The sequence below is a fragment of the Rhodoblastus acidophilus genome, from assembly GCF_025961575.1.
Taxonomy (GTDB): Bacteria; Pseudomonadota; Alphaproteobacteria; order Rhizobiales; family Beijerinckiaceae; genus Rhodoblastus; species Rhodoblastus acidophilus_C.
Genome location: NZ_JAOQNX010000025.1, coordinates 43,915 through 60,123, shown reverse-complemented (window position 1 = coordinate 60,123; position 16,209 = coordinate 43,915). Strand labels below are relative to the sequence as shown.

Annotated in this window: 11 protein-coding genes; 4 read left to right on the top strand and 7 right to left on the bottom strand. The window is 65.4% G+C overall.

Annotated elements, in window-relative coordinates; genetic code table 11:
• Positions 1–3 precede the first annotated feature (3 nt).
• The 3 genes from M2320_RS17085 to M2320_RS17075 all read right to left on the bottom strand — a co-directional run bounded on the left by M2320_RS17085 (position 4) and on the right by M2320_RS17075 (position 4,747).
• Positions 4–3,177: an efflux RND transporter permease subunit gene (locus tag M2320_RS17085; RefSeq protein WP_264598311.1), complete on the bottom strand. Its 3,174-nt coding sequence runs from the start codon at positions 3,175–3,177 to the stop codon at positions 4–6.
• A complete protein-coding gene (locus M2320_RS17080) occupies positions 3,174–4,331 on the bottom strand; it encodes an efflux RND transporter periplasmic adaptor subunit (protein WP_264598310.1) in 1,158 nt (385 codons plus the stop codon). The genes M2320_RS17085 and M2320_RS17080 overlap by 4 nt, the downstream gene beginning before the upstream one ends.
• An 83-nt stretch (positions 4,332–4,414) precedes the next feature.
• A complete protein-coding gene (locus M2320_RS17075; protein ID WP_264598309.1) occupies positions 4,415–4,747 on the bottom strand; it encodes a hypothetical protein in 333 nt (110 codons plus the stop codon).
• A 120-nt stretch (positions 4,748–4,867) separates the two neighbouring features.
• Here M2320_RS17075 and M2320_RS17070 point away from each other — a divergent pair, with 120 nt between their 5' ends.
• Complete coding sequence (locus tag M2320_RS17070) at positions 4,868–5,086, top strand: hypothetical protein (RefSeq protein ID WP_264598308.1); 219 nt, start codon at positions 4,868–4,870, stop codon at positions 5,084–5,086.
• Here M2320_RS17070 and meaB read toward each other — a convergent pair.
• The 3 genes from meaB to ppdK form a co-directional block, all read right to left on the bottom strand.
• Positions 5,034–5,966, bottom strand: a complete 933-nt coding sequence (gene meaB, locus M2320_RS17065; RefSeq protein ID WP_264598307.1) for a methylmalonyl Co-A mutase-associated GTPase MeaB — start codon at positions 5,964–5,966, stop codon at positions 5,034–5,036. The two genes, M2320_RS17070 and meaB, sit on opposite strands and share 53 nt — an antisense overlap.
• Before the next feature lie 66 nt (positions 5,967–6,032).
• On the bottom strand, positions 6,033–6,452 hold the full coding sequence (locus M2320_RS17060; RefSeq protein WP_184428635.1) for a secondary thiamine-phosphate synthase enzyme YjbQ: 420 nt from the start codon (positions 6,450–6,452) through the stop codon (positions 6,033–6,035).
• Between the two features lie 1,130 nt (positions 6,453–7,582).
• On the bottom strand, positions 7,583–10,261 hold the full coding sequence (ppdK, locus tag M2320_RS17055; RefSeq protein WP_264598306.1) for a pyruvate, phosphate dikinase: 2,679 nt from the start codon (positions 10,259–10,261) through the stop codon (positions 7,583–7,585).
• Positions 10,262–10,524: 263 nt separating this feature from the next.
• Between ppdK and dxs the strand changes: the two genes are divergently transcribed.
• Positions 10,525–12,444 carry a 1-deoxy-D-xylulose-5-phosphate synthase gene (gene dxs / locus M2320_RS17050; protein WP_425540690.1) on the top strand — a complete coding sequence of 640 codons (1,920 nt, stop codon included), beginning with the start codon at positions 10,525–10,527 and terminating at the stop codon, positions 12,442–12,444.
• A gap of 37 nt (positions 12,445–12,481) precedes the next feature.
• Here dxs and M2320_RS17045 read toward each other — a convergent pair whose 3' ends face one another.
• Positions 12,482–14,122 (bottom strand): CorA family divalent cation transporter, encoded by a 1,641-nt coding sequence (locus M2320_RS17045; RefSeq protein ID WP_264598305.1) that lies wholly within the window; start codon positions 14,120–14,122, stop codon positions 12,482–12,484.
• 96 nt (positions 14,123–14,218) lie between these two features.
• Here M2320_RS17045 and M2320_RS17040 point away from each other — a divergent pair, with 96 nt between their 5' ends.
• Both M2320_RS17040 and M2320_RS17035 read left to right on the top strand, forming a co-directional pair.
• On the top strand, positions 14,219–14,944 hold the full coding sequence (locus M2320_RS17040) for a TlyA family RNA methyltransferase (protein ID WP_264598304.1): 726 nt from the start codon (positions 14,219–14,221) through the stop codon (positions 14,942–14,944).
• Positions 14,941–16,206, top strand: a complete 1,266-nt coding sequence (locus M2320_RS17035; protein ID WP_264598303.1) for a class I SAM-dependent RNA methyltransferase — start codon at positions 14,941–14,943, stop codon at positions 16,204–16,206. The genes M2320_RS17040 and M2320_RS17035 overlap by 4 nt, the downstream gene beginning before the upstream one ends.
• The last annotated feature ends 3 nt before the right edge of the window (positions 16,207–16,209 follow it).

Here is a 16,209-nt window from a genome sequence, read left to right as displayed (position 1 = left end):
TCCTTATTCGGCGGCGATGGGGCCGCTGTGCTGAGTTAGGACGGGTTGGCGCGCCGTCGCGTTTTCGCGCGGCAGGCCAAAACCTTTGACGAGATCGTAGATCGCCGGGATGACGATCAGGGTCAGCAGCGTCGACGAGACCATGCCGCCGATCATCGGCACCGCAATGCGCTGCATCACTTCGGAGCCTGCGCCTGTGCTCCACAGGATGGGCAGGAGGCCGGCCATGATCGCCGCCACCGTCATCATCTTTGGGCGCACGCGCTCGACCGCGCCGAGCATGATGGCGCGGTGCAGATCTTCGCGGGTGAACGGCGCGCCCTGCTTGGCGCGCGCCGTCATCAGTTCGCGGCGGGCGTGGTCGAGATAGATCAGCATGACCACGCCGGTTTCGGCGGCGACGCCGGCCAGCGCGATAAAGCCGACCGCGACCGCCACCGACATGTTGAAGTTGAGAGAAGCCATCAGCCAGACGCCGCCGACCAGCGCGAAGGGCAGCGAGGCCATCACGATCAGCGTTTCGGTGAGGCTGCGGAAGTTGAGGTACAGCAACAGCAGGATCAGCAGCAGCGTGACAGGAATCACGAGTTTCAGCTTCGCCGCCGCGCGCTCCATATATTCGTACTGACCGCTCCATGTGACATAGGCGCCGGGCGGGAATTTGACGGACTGCGCCACCGCCGCCTTGGCCTCGGCGACATAGGAGCCGATGTCGCGGTCGCGCACGTCGACAAAGACATAGGCCGCGAGCTGTCCGTTCTCGGTGCGGATCGAGGTGGGGCCGCGCGCGAGCTGCACCTTGGCGACCTCGCCGAGCGGCGTGGTTCCGCCATTCGGCAGCGGGATCAGCACGTCATCGGCGATGGCCTGCGGCGACGACCTGTCATCGCGGGGATAGCGGATGTTGACGCCATAGCGTTCGCGGCCTTCGACCGTGGTCGTCACCGTCTCGCCGCCGAGCGCGGCGGCGATCACGTCCTGCACGTCGCCGATCATCAGGCCGTAGCGGGCGAGCGCGGAACGGTCGGGAACCACCTCGAGATAATAGCCGCCGATGATGCGTTCGGCATAGGCGCTCGATGTGCCCGGCACGTTTTTGAGGACGCTTTCGACCTGCCGCGCCAGGCCTTCGATCTCGTTGAGATCGCGGCCGAAGATTTTGACGCCGACCGGGGTGCGGATGCCGGTCGAGAGCATGTCGAGCCGGCCTTTGATCGGCATGGTCCAGGCGTTGGAAACGCCGGGGAATTGCAGCGCCGCGTCCATCTCGGCAATGAGTTTTTCCACGGTCAGGCCTGGGCGCCATTGCTCCCTAGGCTTGAGCTGGATCACCGTCTCGAACATTTCTGTGGGCGCCGGATCGGTGGCGCTGTTGACGCGGCCCGCCTTGCCATAGGCGCTTTCGACCTCGGCAAAACTTTTGATGATGCGGTCCTGGGTTTGCAGCAGTTCGGCCGCCTTGGTCACCGACAGGCCCGGCAGGGTTGTCGGCATGTAGAGCAGCGTGCCCTCGTTGAGCGTCGGCATGAACTCGCTGCCGATTTTTTGCGCGGGGAGCGCCGTCGCGGCGAGGATGGCCACGGCCAGCAATATTGTGGCGACGCGGGCGCGTAAGACGACGCGGATTACGGGGCGGTAAAGCCAGATCAGGAAGCGATTGATCGGGTTTTTGGCCTCCGCGACGATTTTACCGCGGACAAAAACCACCATCAGCGCCGGGACCAGGGTCACGGACAAAAACGCCGCCGCCGCCATCGCAAACGTTTTGGTGTAGGCGAGCGGGCTGAACAGCCGGCCTTCCTGCGCCTCCAGCGAAAAGATCGGCAGGAACGAGACCGTGATCACCAGCAGGCTGAAGAACAGGGCTGGGCCGACCTCGGTCGCCGCCTCGATGAGGATTTCCAGGCGCGGTTTTTCCGGCGGGGCGCGCTCCAGATGCTTGTGGGCGTTCTCGATCATGACGATGGCGGCGTCGACCATGGCGCCGATGGCGATGGCGATGCCGCCGAGGCTCATGATATTGGAGCTGAGGCCGAAAAATTTCATGGCGGCGAAGGCCATGAGCACGCCCACCGGCAGCATGATAATGGCGACCAGCGCGCTGCGCACATGCAGCAGGAAGATGATGCAGACCAGCGCGACGATGACGCTTTCCTCGGCGAGCGTGTGTTTGAGCGTTTCGATGGCGGCATGGATGAGCTGCGAGCGGTCGTAGACCGGCAGGATTTCGACGCCCTTGGGGAGGCTTGGCGCGAGTTGCGCCAGCGTCGCCTTGACGTTGTCGATGACGCTGAGCGCGTTGGCGCCGTAGCGCTGCAGGGCGATGCCGCTGGCGACCTCGCCTTCGCCGTTCAATTCGGTGATGCCGCGTCGCTCGTCGGGGCCGATCTCCACGCGCGCCACATCCTTGAGCAGCAGCGGCGTGCCGCCCTCCGCTTTCAGCACGATGTTTTCAAGGTCCGCGACGCCGCGAAGATAGCCGCGCGCACGAACAATATATTCGAATTCCGAGAGTTCGACGCTGCGGCCGCCGACATCGGCGTTGCTGGCGCGAATGGCGTCGCGCAGTTTTTGTAGCGGAATGTTGAGGGCCTTGAGGCGGCTCGGATCGACCACAACGTTATATTGCTTGACGAAACCGCCGACGCTGGCGACTTCCGCCACCCCTTCCGCCTTGGCGAGGCCGTAGCGCAGGGTCCAGTCCTGGAGCGAGCGCAGTTCGGCGAGCGTCATTTGTTTGGCGACGACGGCGTATTGATAGACCCAGCCGACGCCGGTGGCGTCTGGGCCCAGGGTTGGCGTGACGCCGGCGGGCAGTTTTTTCCCAGCCGCGCCCAAAAATTCGAGGACGCGCGAGCGCGCCCAGTACAAGTCCGTCCCGTCTTCAAAAATGATGTAGACGAAGGAGACGCCGAAGAAGGAGAAGCCGCGCACCACTTTGGATTTGGGCACGGTGAGCATGGCGCTGGCGAGCGGGTACGTGAGCTGATCCTCGACCACCTGCGGCGCCTGTCCGGGAACTTCGGTGTAGACGATGACCTGGGCGTCGGAGAGGTCGGGGAGCGCGTCGAGCGGCAGGGTTTTGACGGCCTGGACGCCGGCGGCGACCAGAAAAGCCGTGGCGATGAAGACCAGCACGAGATTGCGCGCCGACCAGGCGATGAGGCGGCCGATCATTTGGGCTCTCCGAAATTTTTCAGCGCCGCTTTCAGATTGCTCTCGGCGTCGATCAAAAAGTTCGCCGAGGTCACCAATTTGTCGCCCTCGGCCACGCCTTCGCGGATTTCGACAAAACCGTCGCCGCGCCGGCCGAGCTTGACCTCGCGCGGCTCGAAACGGCCCTCGCCCAGGTCGAGCAGTACGAGCTGCTTTGCGCCGGAATCGATGATTGCGCCGTCGGGCGCGGCGATGATTTTGTCGTCGTCGCCGGCAAAAATTTCGGCGTCGACATACATGTCGGGGCGCAGAGCCAGGTCGGGGTTTTGCAGTTCGACGCGCACGCGGGCGGTGCGGGTTTCCTTGCTGATCTGCGGATAGACGAGGCTGACCACGCCGGAGAAATTTTGGCCCGGCATGCCACGCGCCTGGACCAAGACTTTTTGCCCCGGTTTGATGCGCGCATAATCGCGCTCGGCGACATCGACCAGCGCCCAGACTTTTTGCAGGTCGACGATCTTGAACAGTTGTTGCCCGGGCTCGGCCTTCATGCCCTCAAACGCGTTGCGCTCGAAGACAATGCCGTCGCGCGGCGCCCGCCATTCCAGGCTCAACGGAATTTTTCGCGCCCGGTCGATCTCCGCAATGAATTCGGGGGGGACGTCGAGCACGTCAAGCCGGCGTCGCGCGCCTTCAAAGCCGGGGTTGGCGAAATATTGGGCGGCGGCGGAAGCGATTTCGGGCGAATAGAACCGGAACAGGACCTGGCCCTTTTTCACCCTTTCGCCGGTCGTGACCTCGGCGACCCCTTCAATGAAGGCGGTGGCGCGGGTGGAGACCAGGGTGATGCGGCGCTCGTCGAGCTGGATGGTTCCGGGGACGCGGATTCGTGTCGCCAGGATGCGGCGGGTCGCCGGTTCCGAGCGCACGCCGGTGCGCTGAACCTTTCCCGGCGCGATTTTGATGGCGGTCTCGTCCTCCTCGCCCTCGTAGACGGGGATGTAGTCCATCCCCATCCCGTCCTTTTTCGGAACCATGGAGGTGTCGGCGAGGCCCATGGGATTGCGGTAATAGAGGATGCGCTTTGGCGCGGCCTCCTCGGCTTGCGCGGCGAGGACGCCGCAGGCGAGGCAAGCCGCGAGCGCGAGCGCGCCCGTCAGGCGAGAAAAAAGCATTTTGGACTCCCGGCCGGCGCACCGGCCTCAAACATGAAGACGCGCCGCTCCCGCCCTTTTTTCGGGGGGAACGTGGGACGGCTTCACGCGATGGGAGGTCGCAAATCCGGGGAAAGCGAGCGGCTCGGCGGACCCGCGTCGTCGCGCAGGGCGGCGGCGGTCTTGGCGAACACGACCGGCGCGGCGGTCGAGGCGACCGGCGGCGCCACCGGCGGCAGCACCGCGCAGGCGCCGAACACACAGCAATCCGGCAAGGTTTTGGAATCGCCGCAGTCGGTCGCGTGATCGTCCAGGGTCATGGACGTCATTTCGGGGCAGCAATGATGCGCGCTCTTGGCCGCAACGCCGCCCGTTCCCGCGGCCAGCAGGCCGACGAGCGCGACGACAGAGAGAATGAGACGCAGCCAATTCGCCATCCCGCCATCATAGCGCGCGGCGAACGTCTTGTCATGCCCGTCGGCGATTTACTCGGGTTGACCTACCGGCAGCTTAGCCTAGCCTCGTCCCGAGACGAATCAGATCTAGGGCGCAGCGACATGGAAAACGGATCCGAGCCTGAGGCGCCGCGCGGTTTGACCCGCAGCGAGATTTTCGACCTCTATTGCCGCCTGCTGGCGCTGGAGGAGCGGCTGCGCGAAATCGACGCCATGGCCGCGGCGCATCAGCCGTTCGCGCATGCGGACGAATTGATGGCGGACGCCGTCAGCCTGCAAGCCGCCGGATCAGTTCCCGCGCAATTTGCAGCTCTCGGGTAAAGGGACCGCCTTCCGCCGCCACCCCCTTGGCGTGAAACAGGCCTTCGGTCCCGAAGCGGGCGCGAATCGATTCGTCGATCCAAGCCTGTTGCTGCATTTTTCGCCGCGCGTCGAGGGCGCCGGCGCCCTCGGCCCAGGCGCGGTGATCGGCGAGCGCCTTGTGCAGTTCGGCGATGCCGCCGGCGCCATGGGTCGCCGATGCCAAAATCACCGGCACGCGCCAGTCGTCGTCGCGCTCGAACAGGGTGAGCGCGCCCTCGACCTCGTTTCTCGCCCGCTGCGCGACGTCGCCCATGTCGGCTTTTGTCACCACGACAATGTCGGGCAGCTCCATCACGCCGGCTTTCATGAATTGCAGGCTGTCGCCGGAGCCGGGCTGGACGCAGAGGATCACCGTATCGACGGCGAAGGAAATATCGGCCTCGGACTGGCCGATGCCGACGCTTTCGATCAGCACGCGGTCGTAGAGCGCGCGCATGATCGCGCTGGCGGCGACCGTCTGGTCGGAGAGGCCGCCGAGCCGGTCGCGGGCGGCCATGGAGCGGACGAACACGCCCTGGTCCTCGGGGTCGGTGGCCATGCGGGCGCGGTCGCCGAGCAGCGCGCCTCCCGTGCGCCGCGACGAGGGGTCGACGGCGATCACGCCCACCGTCTCTTTTTTCGCGCGCCAGTCGCGCAGCAGCGCATTGGTCAGCGTGGATTTGCCGACGCCGGGCGGGCCGGTGAGGCCGGCGGTATGGGCGCGGGTTTGCGCCAGCGCCGCGTCGAGGAGGGTGGCGAGTTCAGCCGTGCCCTCGTGGGTCTCGACCAGGGCCAGGGCGCGGGACAGGCCGCGCTTGCCGCCTTCGGCGATGGTTTTGAGATCGGGAAAGGGCGGCACGGCTGGACCTTTGGCAGACTTTGATCCCGCATTCGGTAATGGCAAAAGCGCGGGATGAAAAGCCGACTATTCGCCGAGCGCGTGCAAGACGATTTCGCGATGGTGGGCGGGGCGACGGTGCTCGAACAGATAAATACCCTGCCAGGTCCCCAGAGCCAGTTCGCCGTCGGCGAAGGGGATGGTCAGGCTGGTTTGGGTCAAAGCGGAGCGGATGTGGGCCGGCATGTCGTCGGGGCCCTCGGTGTCATGGACGTAAAGGCCCCTGCCCTCGGGCGCGATATGGGCGAAAAAGGTTTTGAGATCGTCGACCACCGCGGGGTCGGCGTTTTCCTGGATCAGCAGCGACGCTGAGGTGTGGCGGCAGAAAATGGTGAGTTGCCCCAGGCGCAGATGCGCGCCGCGCAAAAAGGCGCGGGCTTCCGGCGTGAATTCGTAGAGGCCCTGCCCCTTGGTTTTGAGCGTCAGGACTTTTTGGGTTTGGCGCATAAAAATTCCCCGCAGCTTCGCTCGCCTCGGTGAACGCAGTCACGCTGAACAGAGGTAACAGTTCATGCCGTGCTGCGCCAGCAAGGGTCTGGCTTGGGCGTTTCGTTTACGATTAGGGGGGGCTGGCGCGGTGCTCCTGCAAGCGACGCATGATTCGCGTGAGCGCAAAAGTCGCGGCCCCAACCCGTTAGCCCTCATGGTGAGGAGGCCGCCGCAGGCGGCCGTCTCGAACCACGAGGGCGGTCCACGCCCGCCTCACGCCGGCGCAAGCTGCGCTGAAGAATGGCGGCGCCACCACGGCCTGACGCTACGCTCCCACGTCATGCCCGGGCTTGTCCCGGGCATCCACGCCAGCCCGCAAGTCCAAAGGGTCGGTGGGAACGCAAAACGACCCCGCCGCGCCGTCATTGCGAGCGAAGCGAAGCAATCCAGGGATCGCGCGAGCGACGAATGGCCTGCGTCAGCGAATCAAAGCCAAAACCGCCATTGAGTGAAAAGTGGAAAATGGATTTGCCAACTTGACAAACGCCAAAAATCTGTTCCCGCTATGTTCCACGTGAAACTTTTCAGCGCAAACTGCTGAAATATGAGACCTTTTCTGACCATCGCGCAGCCCGACCGCCGCATCGCCGCCGCAACAACCTCAGAGTTGTACGCGCAAAAACCGACGCATTTTGCGCGGTTTTTTCACGAAAATGCAGAAAAACACGCGATTTGCGATCACTTTTCGCGAATCGCATTCAACCCTGCGTAGAAATTTCGCGAAATCGCCCGTTTGCCGGGGGCGCCAAGGGCGCCATAAAGAACCAAAAATTCAGCGCGCCGGACCCTCCGCATTCATGAATGGAATGGCCAAGGCCGACCCTCGCTGGCGCGGAGCCTGTGTGCCGGCCGAGGGCCGGACCCATTGGCTCGCAATGACGGCAGGGAGGCTTCGCGTTGCCGCCGCCGCTTTGGACTTGCGGGCTGGCGTGGATGCCCGGGACAAGCCCGGGCATGACGGTCGTGCTGGGACGGGCGCCCCCTCATCCGTCTCGCGCCAAAGCCCGTCGAAAGACGGGCGTCTTTCGACGCCCATTGGCGCGAGCCACCTTCTCCCGCAAGGGGAGAAGGAGACGTCGCGGGTCTCGTCAGGCCGTGGTGGCGCCGCCGTTGTGCAGGGCCGCTTGCGCCGCCGCGAGGCGGGCGATCGGCACGCGGAACGGCGAACAGGACACGTAATCAAGGCCCGTGCGCTCGCAGAAGGCGATCGAGGCGGGGTCGCCGCCGTGCTCGCCGCAAATGCCGAGCTTGATGTCGGCCCGCGTCTTCCGCCCGCGCTCCGCCGCCAAAGCCACCAGTTCGCCCACGCCCTCCTGGTCGAGGGTGACGAAGGGGTCGTGCTCCAGAATGCCCTTTTGCACATAGGGGGCGAGGAAGGAGCCGGCGTCGTCGCGCGAAATGCCGAGCGTCGTCTGGGTGAGGTCGTTGGTGCCGAAGGAGAAGAACTCCGCCGTCTCCGCGATCTCGCCGGCGCGCAGCGCCGCGCGCGGCAGTTCGATCATCGTGCCGACCGAATAGGGCAGCGTCACCCCCTTGGCCTTGAACACGGATTCGGCCACAGCGACAATGCGCGCCTTGACCATGTCCAGCTCGCGCTTCGACAGCACCAGCGGCACCATGATCTCAGGTTTTACGGCGACGCCGGTCTTCTGCTGCGCCTCGATCGCGCCTTCAAAGATCGCCTTGGCCTGCATTTCCGCGATTTCGGGATAGGCGACGGCGAGACGCACGCCACGGAAGCCGAGCATCGGGTTGAACTCGTGCAGCTCGTCGGCGCGGCGCTTCAACTTGTCGGCGCTATGGCCCGTGGCTTCCGCGACCTCCGCCACTTCCTCCGGCTTGTGCGGCAGGAATTCGTGCAGCGGCGGGTCGAGCAGGCGGATCGTCACCGGCAGGCCCTGCATGATCTCGAACAGAGCGGCGAAATCGCCGCGCTGCATCGGCTCCAGCTTGGCGAGCGCGGCGCGGCGGCCGGTCTCCTCCTCGGCCAGAATCATTTCGCGGACCGCGATGATGCGCGATTCCTCGAAGAACATGTGCTCGGTGCGGCACAGGCCGATGCCCTCGGCGCCGAACTGGCGGGCGATGCGGGCGTCGGCGGGGGTGTCGGCGTTGGTGCGCACTTTCAGGCGGCGCGCTTCATCCGCCCAGGCCATCAGCACCGCGAATTCGCCGGACAGTTCCGGCTGCAGCATCGGCACTTCGCCGGCCATCACCTGGCCATTGGCGCCGTCGATGGTGATGATGTCGCCCTTGGCGAACGTCTGGCCGGAGGCGGTGAACGTGCCGGCGGCGTAATCGACGCGGATCGCGCCGGCGCCGGAGACGCAGGGCTTGCCCATGCCGCGCGCCACCACGGCGGCGTGCGAGGTCATGCCGCCACGCGTGGTCAAAATGCCTTCGGCGGCGTGCATGCCGTGAATGTCTTCCGGCGAGGTTTCGACGCGCACCAGGATGACGCGATGGCCGCCGGCCTTGAGCGCCTCGGCCTCGTCGGAATCGAACACCACTTCGCCGCAGGCGGCGCCGGGCGAGGCCGGCAGGCCCGTGGCCACGATTTTGCGCGGGGCTTTCGGGTCGAGCGTCGGATGCAGCAGCTGGTCGAGCGAATTCGGCTCGATGCGGCCGATGGCCTCCTCGCGGCTGATCAGGCCTTCATTGGCCATTTCCACCGCGACGCGCAGCGCCGCCTTGGCGGTGCGCTTGCCGTTGCGGGTCTGCAGCATCCAGAATTTGCCGCGCTCGACGGTGAATTCCATGTCCTGCATGTCGCGATAATGCTTTTCCAGCAGTTGCGTGGCGCGGACGAATTCGTCGAACACCGCCGGCATCGCCTGTTCCAGCGACGGCTTGTCGGAACCGGCGGCGATGCGCGCGGCTTCGGTGATGTTCTGCGGGGTGCGGATGCCCGCCACCACGTCCTCGCCCTGGGCGTTGATCAGGAATTCGCCATAAAGGGCGTTTTCGCCGGTGGAGGGATTGCGGGTGAAGGCGACGCCGGTGGCCGAGGTCTCGCCCATATTGCCGAACACCATGGCCTGGACGTTGACCGCCGTGCCCCAGCTTTCGGGAATGTCGTGCAAGCGGCGGTAGGTGATGGCGCGCTGGTTCATCCAGGAGGAGAAGACGGCGCCGATCGCGCCCCAGAGCTGTTCGCGGGCGTCCTGGGGGAAATCCTTGCCGGTCTCGCGCTTGACCACTTCCTTGTAGCCGTCGACGACCTGGGTCCAGTCATTGGCGTTGAGGTCGGTGTCCTGGGAATAGCCCTTGCGGTCCTTGTAGAGCTCCAGGATCTCTTCGAAATTGTGGTGGTCGATATCCAGGACCACGTTGGAATACATCTGGATGAAGCGGCGGTAGCTGTCCCAGGCGAAGCGCGGATCGCCCGAGGAGGCCGACATGGCCTCGACCGAGACGTCGTTGAGGCCGAGGTTGAGCACCGTGTCCATCATGCCCGGCATGGAGGCGCGGGCGCCGGAGCGCACGGACACCAGCAGCGGATTGGCGGCGTCGGCGAACACGCGGCCGGTGAGCGCGCCGATCTGGGCGAGCGCCGCCTCGACCTGCGCCTTCAGGTCTTCCGGATAGCTGTGGCTGTTGGCGTAATAATAGGTGCAGACTTCCGTGGAAATGGTGAAGCCGGGCGGCACGGGCAGGCCGAGATTGGCCATTTCGGCCAGATTGGCGCCCTTTCCGCCGAGCAAATTCTTCATTGCGCTGGCGCCCTCGGCCTTGCCGTCGCCAAACGAGTAAACCCATTTCGCCATTGTTGTTTTCCTTTAGCGTCCGACACAGAGTGACGCCACGCGAAGCTGAATGGCCCGCGGGCAGGCTCCGCCTCCCCGACGGGAACCAACAGGATGAATACCGCCCGGCGCAAGCGCGTCAAGGTGTTCCCTAAACAAAAGGCTATAGCCTGTCGGGGCCCCTGCGTCACAAACTTGCGCGGGATTCATTGCCCCAGCGAGCGGTTGCGTGTAAAGCAGCCATTCGCCTTGGCTCCCGGAGCCCGTGAGATATTGAGTGCGCTGTGACTGATTTGACGAAACAATCCCTGCTCGACAAGGTGAAAATCCCCGCCGATCTGCGCCGTCTTCCGGAAAGCGACCTCAGGGCCCTGGCCGATGAAGTCCGTCGCGCGACGATCGATACGGTGGCGGTCACCGGCGGGCACCTGGGCTCGAGCCTCGGCGTGGTCGAACTCACCGTTGCGCTGCACTACGTATTCAACACGCCCGACGACCGGCTGATCTGGGACGTGGGACACCAGGCCTATCCGCACAAGATTCTCACCGGACGGCGCGACCGCATCAAGACGCTGCGCCAGGGCGGCGGCCTCTCCGGCTTCACCAAGCGCGCCGAGAGCGAATACGACCCGTTTGGCGCCGGACATTCGTCGACCTCGATTTCCGTCGGCGTCGGCATGGCCGTGGCCCGCGATCTGCTGAAGCGCGACAATCATGTGGTCGCCGTGATCGGCGACGGCTCGATGTCGGCCGGCATGGCCTTTGAGGCGATGAACAATGCCGGCGCCATGCAATCGCGGCTGACCGTGATCCTCAACGACAATGACATGTCGATCGCGCCGCCGACCGGCGCCATGTCGTCCTATTTGGCCCGCCTGTCCTCGGACAAGAATTTCCTGAAACTGCGCGACGTCGGCAAGCAGATTTCCGCCCATTTGCCGAAGAGCGTCGACCGGGCGCTGACCCGCGCCGTCGAGCACGCCCGCACCTATGTCACCGGCGGCACGCTGTTCGAGGAACTGGGCTTTTACTATATCGGCCCGATCGACGGCCATAATCTCGACCATCTGCTGCCCGTGCTGAAAAACGTGCGCGACACCGATCCCGGCGGCCCCGTGCTGCTGCATGTCGTCACGCAGAAGGGCAAGGGCTATCCGCCGGCCGAAGCCGCCAAGGACAAGTACCACGGCGTCAACAAGTTCGACGTGGTCACCGGCGCGCAGTTCAAGCCCAAGGCCAATGCGCCGTCCTTCACCAAGGTTTTTGGCCAGTCGCTGGCCAAGGAGGGCGAGAAGGACCCCAAGATCGTCGCGGTCACCGCGGCCATGCCGAGCGGCACCGGCGTCGACCTGTTCGAACATGTGTTCCCGGACCGCACCTTCGACGTGGGCATCGCCGAGCAGCATGCGGTGACCTTTGCGGCGGGCCTCGCCGCCGAAGGCTTGAAGCCGTTCTGCGCGATTTATTCGACCTTCCTGCAGCGCGCCTATGATCAGGTGATGCACGACGTGTCGCTGCAAAAGCTGCCGGTGCGCTTCGCCATCGACCGCGCCGGTCTGGTCGGCGCCGACGGCGCCACCCATGCGGGCGCGTTCGACGTGGCCTTCCTGGGCTGCCTGCCGAATATGGTGATCATGGCCGCCGCCGATGAGGCGGAGCTGGTGCATATGGTCGCGACCGCCGTCGCCCATGACGATGGCCCGATCGCGCTGCGCTATCCGCGCGGCGACGGTTTTGGCGTGGAGATGCCGCAAGAGGGCGTTCCGCTCGAAATCGGCAAGGGCCGCATTGTGCGGAAGGGCGACAAGGTCGCCATCCTGACGCTCGGCCCGCGTCTCTACGAGGCGCTGAACGCCGCCGACCAGCTGGCGGCGCAGGGGATTTCGGTGACGGTCGCCGACGCCCGCTTCGCCAAGCCGCTGGACGTCGAACTGGTGCGCCAGCTCGCTTCCTCGCATGAGGCGCTGATCACCGTGGAAGAGGGGTCAATCGGCGGCTTCGGCTCCTATGTGCTGCAGCAGCTCGCCGAGGACGGTTTTCTCGATCGCGGCCTGAAGGCGCGCGCCATGGTGCTGCCCGACGTCTATCTCGACCACGACAGCCCGGAGAAGCTTTACGCCAAGGCCGGCCTGGATACGGCGGGCATCGTCGCCAAGGTTTTGAGCGTGCTGGGCAAGGCCCCGGCTGTGGCGGCTCGGGCCTGAGGCTCTCCCTTCTCCCGCAAGGGGAGAAGGGGCGCCGTCACTCGCCAAAATCCCCCTCGCCGCGCCGCCAGACATGGGCCAGCGCCTTGAAGCGCAGCGCCCAGCTCGCCCGCTCATTGCCCAGCGCGTCCAAAAAGTTGGCGAGCCGCCGCGACTTCATCACCGTGTAGAAGGTGAGCAGCGTGGTCGGGATGAACACCGCCAGGAAGATCTGGAACCGGTCCCAGGGCGGCAGGTCGGCATGCGCGAAAATGTTCATTCCGAGAAAACCGGTGGTGACCGTGCCGATCAGGCTGAGCATGGTGACCACGGTGAGTTGCAGGATGGTCACGGCCTGACGGCGCAACAGATCGGCCTCCATAAAACTTTCGCCGTCATTGACCTCGTCGCGCAGCTCCTGAAACAGCGCCGCCGTGCCGAGCTGCGTCGACCACATCTTAAAAATGTCGCGCAGCACCGCCTGGTCCGAGACTTCGGAAAAATAATAGCGGTGGGTGAAGCGCAGGAAGGCGGCGGAGAGGTTGCGAATGTCGCGGCGGAACCGCCCGACGGTGCGGCCGTCGCCGGGGTCGAGCCGGCGGATCACCTCGACAAGGCGGTTCGACATCATCAGCACCGCCGCGCGATGGAAATGCGCGATCATGCCGAGCATGAAGAACTGGTGGCGGAACTGGCCGAGATAGCCGCGCTCGGGATCGGCATAGGCGGGGTCGCCTGATCGCCCGACCATGACAAAGGCCTGGGCCGTGCACATGATCCGCATATTGAGCCAGTCGGGATCGCTGCGCTCGGGATCGAAGTAACGGTCGTAACAGTGGTTTTTCTCGAAATTCTCGAGAAAGGCGGTGGACATCGGCAGCGCTTTGCGCGGGCCCGGCGCGGCGGAATAGGCAAGCCGCACGAATTCGGCGCGGGTGAGGCGCAAGGGATCGTCCACCGCCAAAAACGCCATCAGCGGCATGCGATGGAATTCCAGCGGACGGTAGCGCACCGGAGCGTTGACCCCGGCGCGGTGGAGACGCATCGGGCGCAAGAGAAAATCCCAATGGGCGCCGATCTCCACCACCTGTTCGCTGACCACAGCCGAATAAAACCGCTCGATGTCGCCGAGATCGGACTGGGCGAGAGGGGCGCCATCGGCGTCGAGCCATTCAACGCTGTCAAAGCAATTGGCGGGCTCGCCGCGCTCGTCCCAGCCTGAGGGATAGGCGCGTCCGAACCGGTTCATCGTGTCCAGGGCGATGTCGAGGTCGATGTCGTCGGCCCAGATTTCGATCACGGGGATGATCACGTCGGCGTCGAAGAAGAAATAGACGTCGGCGTGTTTGACCCGAAACGTGCGGCTTTCCGTTTCATCCGGCGCGCGCACCCGCACGGCGGAAATGTTCTTGCGCCGGTAAATCCGCAGCGGCGACTCGCCATAGCTCGCGGCGCCGCCGCGCTCCCCGTAGAGAAAACGCTGGACGTGGGGCAGGAAGGCGACGAATTCGCGATAGTGGCGCTCGCGGTAGCGCCCGACATCGGAGGGAAAATCGTCTTCGAGGCGCATCCAGTCGGAATGCTCCTCCAGCGCGTCCCAATGCTGGGCGCGCGGCGCCGACAGCGGCATCAGCTGCAACGGCCAGAACAGGATCTGGCGAAAAGTCCGAACCGCGATTTTTTCGGATGTGTCGTCCATGCGCCCCGCCGCTTCTCTCGCGCGTCCCGATGTGATAGGCGCAGGAAGCTTCGCGCTCGACAAGCCCCGCTTTCGCCCGATCCCCAAGGACAGTTCATGACCCAGCGCGCAGATATGGCCCTGGTCGCCCGCGGGCTTTTCCCAAGCCGCGCCAAGGCGCGCGAGGCGATCGAGGCCGGGCTGGTGCGCCGCGACGGGATTTTGGTGACGAAACCGTCCGAACCCGTGGACGAGGCGGCGAAGATCGAGGCGGAGGCCCCCTATCCCTGGGTGTCGCGGGGCGGCGTCAAACTGGCGGCGGCGCTTGAGGCCTTTGGCATTTTGCCGGAGGGCAAGCGCGCGCTGGACATCGGCGCCTCGACCGGCGGGTTCGCCGACGTGCTGCTGTCTCGCGGCGCGGCGCATGTAACCTGCGTGGACGTGGGCTCCGGCCAATTGCACGAAAAGATCGCGCGCGATCCACGCGTGACCGCCTTCGAAAAATTCGACGCGCGCAAGCTGACCTTGGCCGACCTGCCGGGGGCGCCGGAACTGATCGTTTGCGATGTCAGCTTTATCTCGCTCGCCCTGGTCCTGCCGCCGGTCCTCGCCCTGGCCGGTCCCGGCGCCGAGGCCGCGATTCTCATAAAACCGCAGTTCGAGGCGGGGCCGGAGCAAGTCCGAAAAGGGTTTGTCCGCGACGCGCTCGTGCGCGAAAAAATCTGCGAAAAGATCAAAACCTTGGTCGCCGGCCTGGGCTGGCGCGTGCTGGGCGTCGTCCCTTCGCCGATCCACGGCGGCGACGGCAATGTGGAATTCTTGTTAGGAGCGCGCCGCGCGTGATCGACCTCAACGCCCGACTTTTCATCGACAAATTGACCTCGCGCGGCGACGGCATGGCCAAAGGCCCTGTCTTCGTCCCCTTCGCCCTGCCCGGCGAGGAGGTCTTGGCCGAAGTCGACGGCGAACGCGGCCGGCTGGTCGAGGTCTTAAAACCATCGGCGGACCGGGTCGCCGCGCCCTGCCCGCACTTTTCCGCCTGCGGCGGCTGCGCCGTGCAGACGCTGGCGCCCGACGCCTATGCCGAATGGAAGCGCAGCCTTGTGGTGGACGCCCTGCGCCATGCCGGACTCGCCGCCGAAGTGGCGCCGCTGCGCGCCGCCTGGGGCGCGGGCCGGCGCCGCGCCACCTTTCACGCCCGCTTCGATTTCCGTGGCCGCGCCCGCGTCGGCTTTATGGAGGCCCGCAGCCACAAGATTTTTGAACTCGACGCCTGCCCCATTCTCGCGCCAGACATGGCCGGCGCCGTCGCCGCGGCGCGCGAGATCGCCGAAAAACTCGCCGGGACGGAAAAGCCGCTCGACATCGTCGTCACCGGCTCGCGAACCGGGCTCGACGTCGACGTGCGCGGCTGCGGCAAGCTCGATTTCGACACCGAACAGGCTCTGATCGCGGCGGCGCAAAAACTTGACCTCGCGCGCATCTCCAACCACGGCATTGTGCTGATCGAGCGCCGCGCGCCGGAAATTGTTTCGGGGCGCGCGGTGGTGACGCCGCCGCCGGGCGGGTTTTTGCAGGCGACGGCGGCCGGCGAGGAGGTTTTGACCTCCGTGGTCGTCGACGCGCTTTCGGGGGCGAAAAAATGCGCCGACCTGTTCTCCGGCTCCGGCGCTTTCGCCCTGCGGCTGGCGGAACAGGCGGAGGTTTTCTGCGTCGAGAGCGACGCGGCGGCGCTCAACGCCTGTTTGCGCGCCGCGCACAATACCCAAAACCTGCGCGGGGTGAAGGGCGAGGTCCGCGACCTGTTCGTCCGCCCGCTGCTCCCGGCGGAGCTGGAAAAATTCGACGCCCTGGTGTTCGACCCGCCCCGGGCCGGCGCCGAGGCGCAAGCCCGCGAACTCGCGCGCAGCAGCATCCCGAAAATCGCGGCGGTGTCCTGCAACGCCCAGACTTTTGCCCGCGACGCCAAGATTTTGGTCGCCGGCGGCTATGCGCTGGACCGCGTCATTCCTGTTGACCAATTCCTCTATTCGCCGCATGTGGAGGTCATCGGGATTTTCGCCAAAGCTTTGCGCGCGAAGAAGAAGCGCCGCCTGCTTGGCTGACGT

Excerpts from the sequence above, each read along its gene's own strand:
- M2320_RS17085 (WP_264598311.1), bottom strand. The coding sequence starts at position 3,177 with ATGATCGGCCGCCTCATCGCCTGGTCGGCGCGCAATCTCGTGCTGGTC.
- M2320_RS17080 (WP_264598310.1), bottom strand. The coding sequence starts at position 4,331 with ATGCTTTTTTCTCGCCTGACGGGCGCGCTCGCGCTCGCGGCTTGCCTC.
- M2320_RS17075 (WP_264598309.1), bottom strand. The coding sequence starts at position 4,747 with ATGGCGAATTGGCTGCGTCTCATTCTCTCTGTCGTCGCGCTCGTCGGC.
- M2320_RS17070 (WP_264598308.1), top strand. The coding sequence starts at position 4,868 with ATGGAAAACGGATCCGAGCCTGAGGCGCCGCGCGGTTTGACCCGCAGC.
- M2320_RS17060 (WP_184428635.1), bottom strand. The coding sequence starts at position 6,452 with ATGCGCCAAACCCAAAAAGTCCTGACGCTCAAAACCAAGGGGCAGGGC.
- ppdK (WP_264598306.1), bottom strand. The coding sequence starts at position 10,261 with ATGGCGAAATGGGTTTACTCGTTTGGCGACGGCAAGGCCGAGGGCGCC.
- M2320_RS17045 (WP_264598305.1), bottom strand. The coding sequence starts at position 14,122 with ATGGACGACACATCCGAAAAAATCGCGGTTCGGACTTTTCGCCAGATC.
- M2320_RS17040 (WP_264598304.1), top strand. The coding sequence starts at position 14,219 with ATGACCCAGCGCGCAGATATGGCCCTGGTCGCCCGCGGGCTTTTCCCA.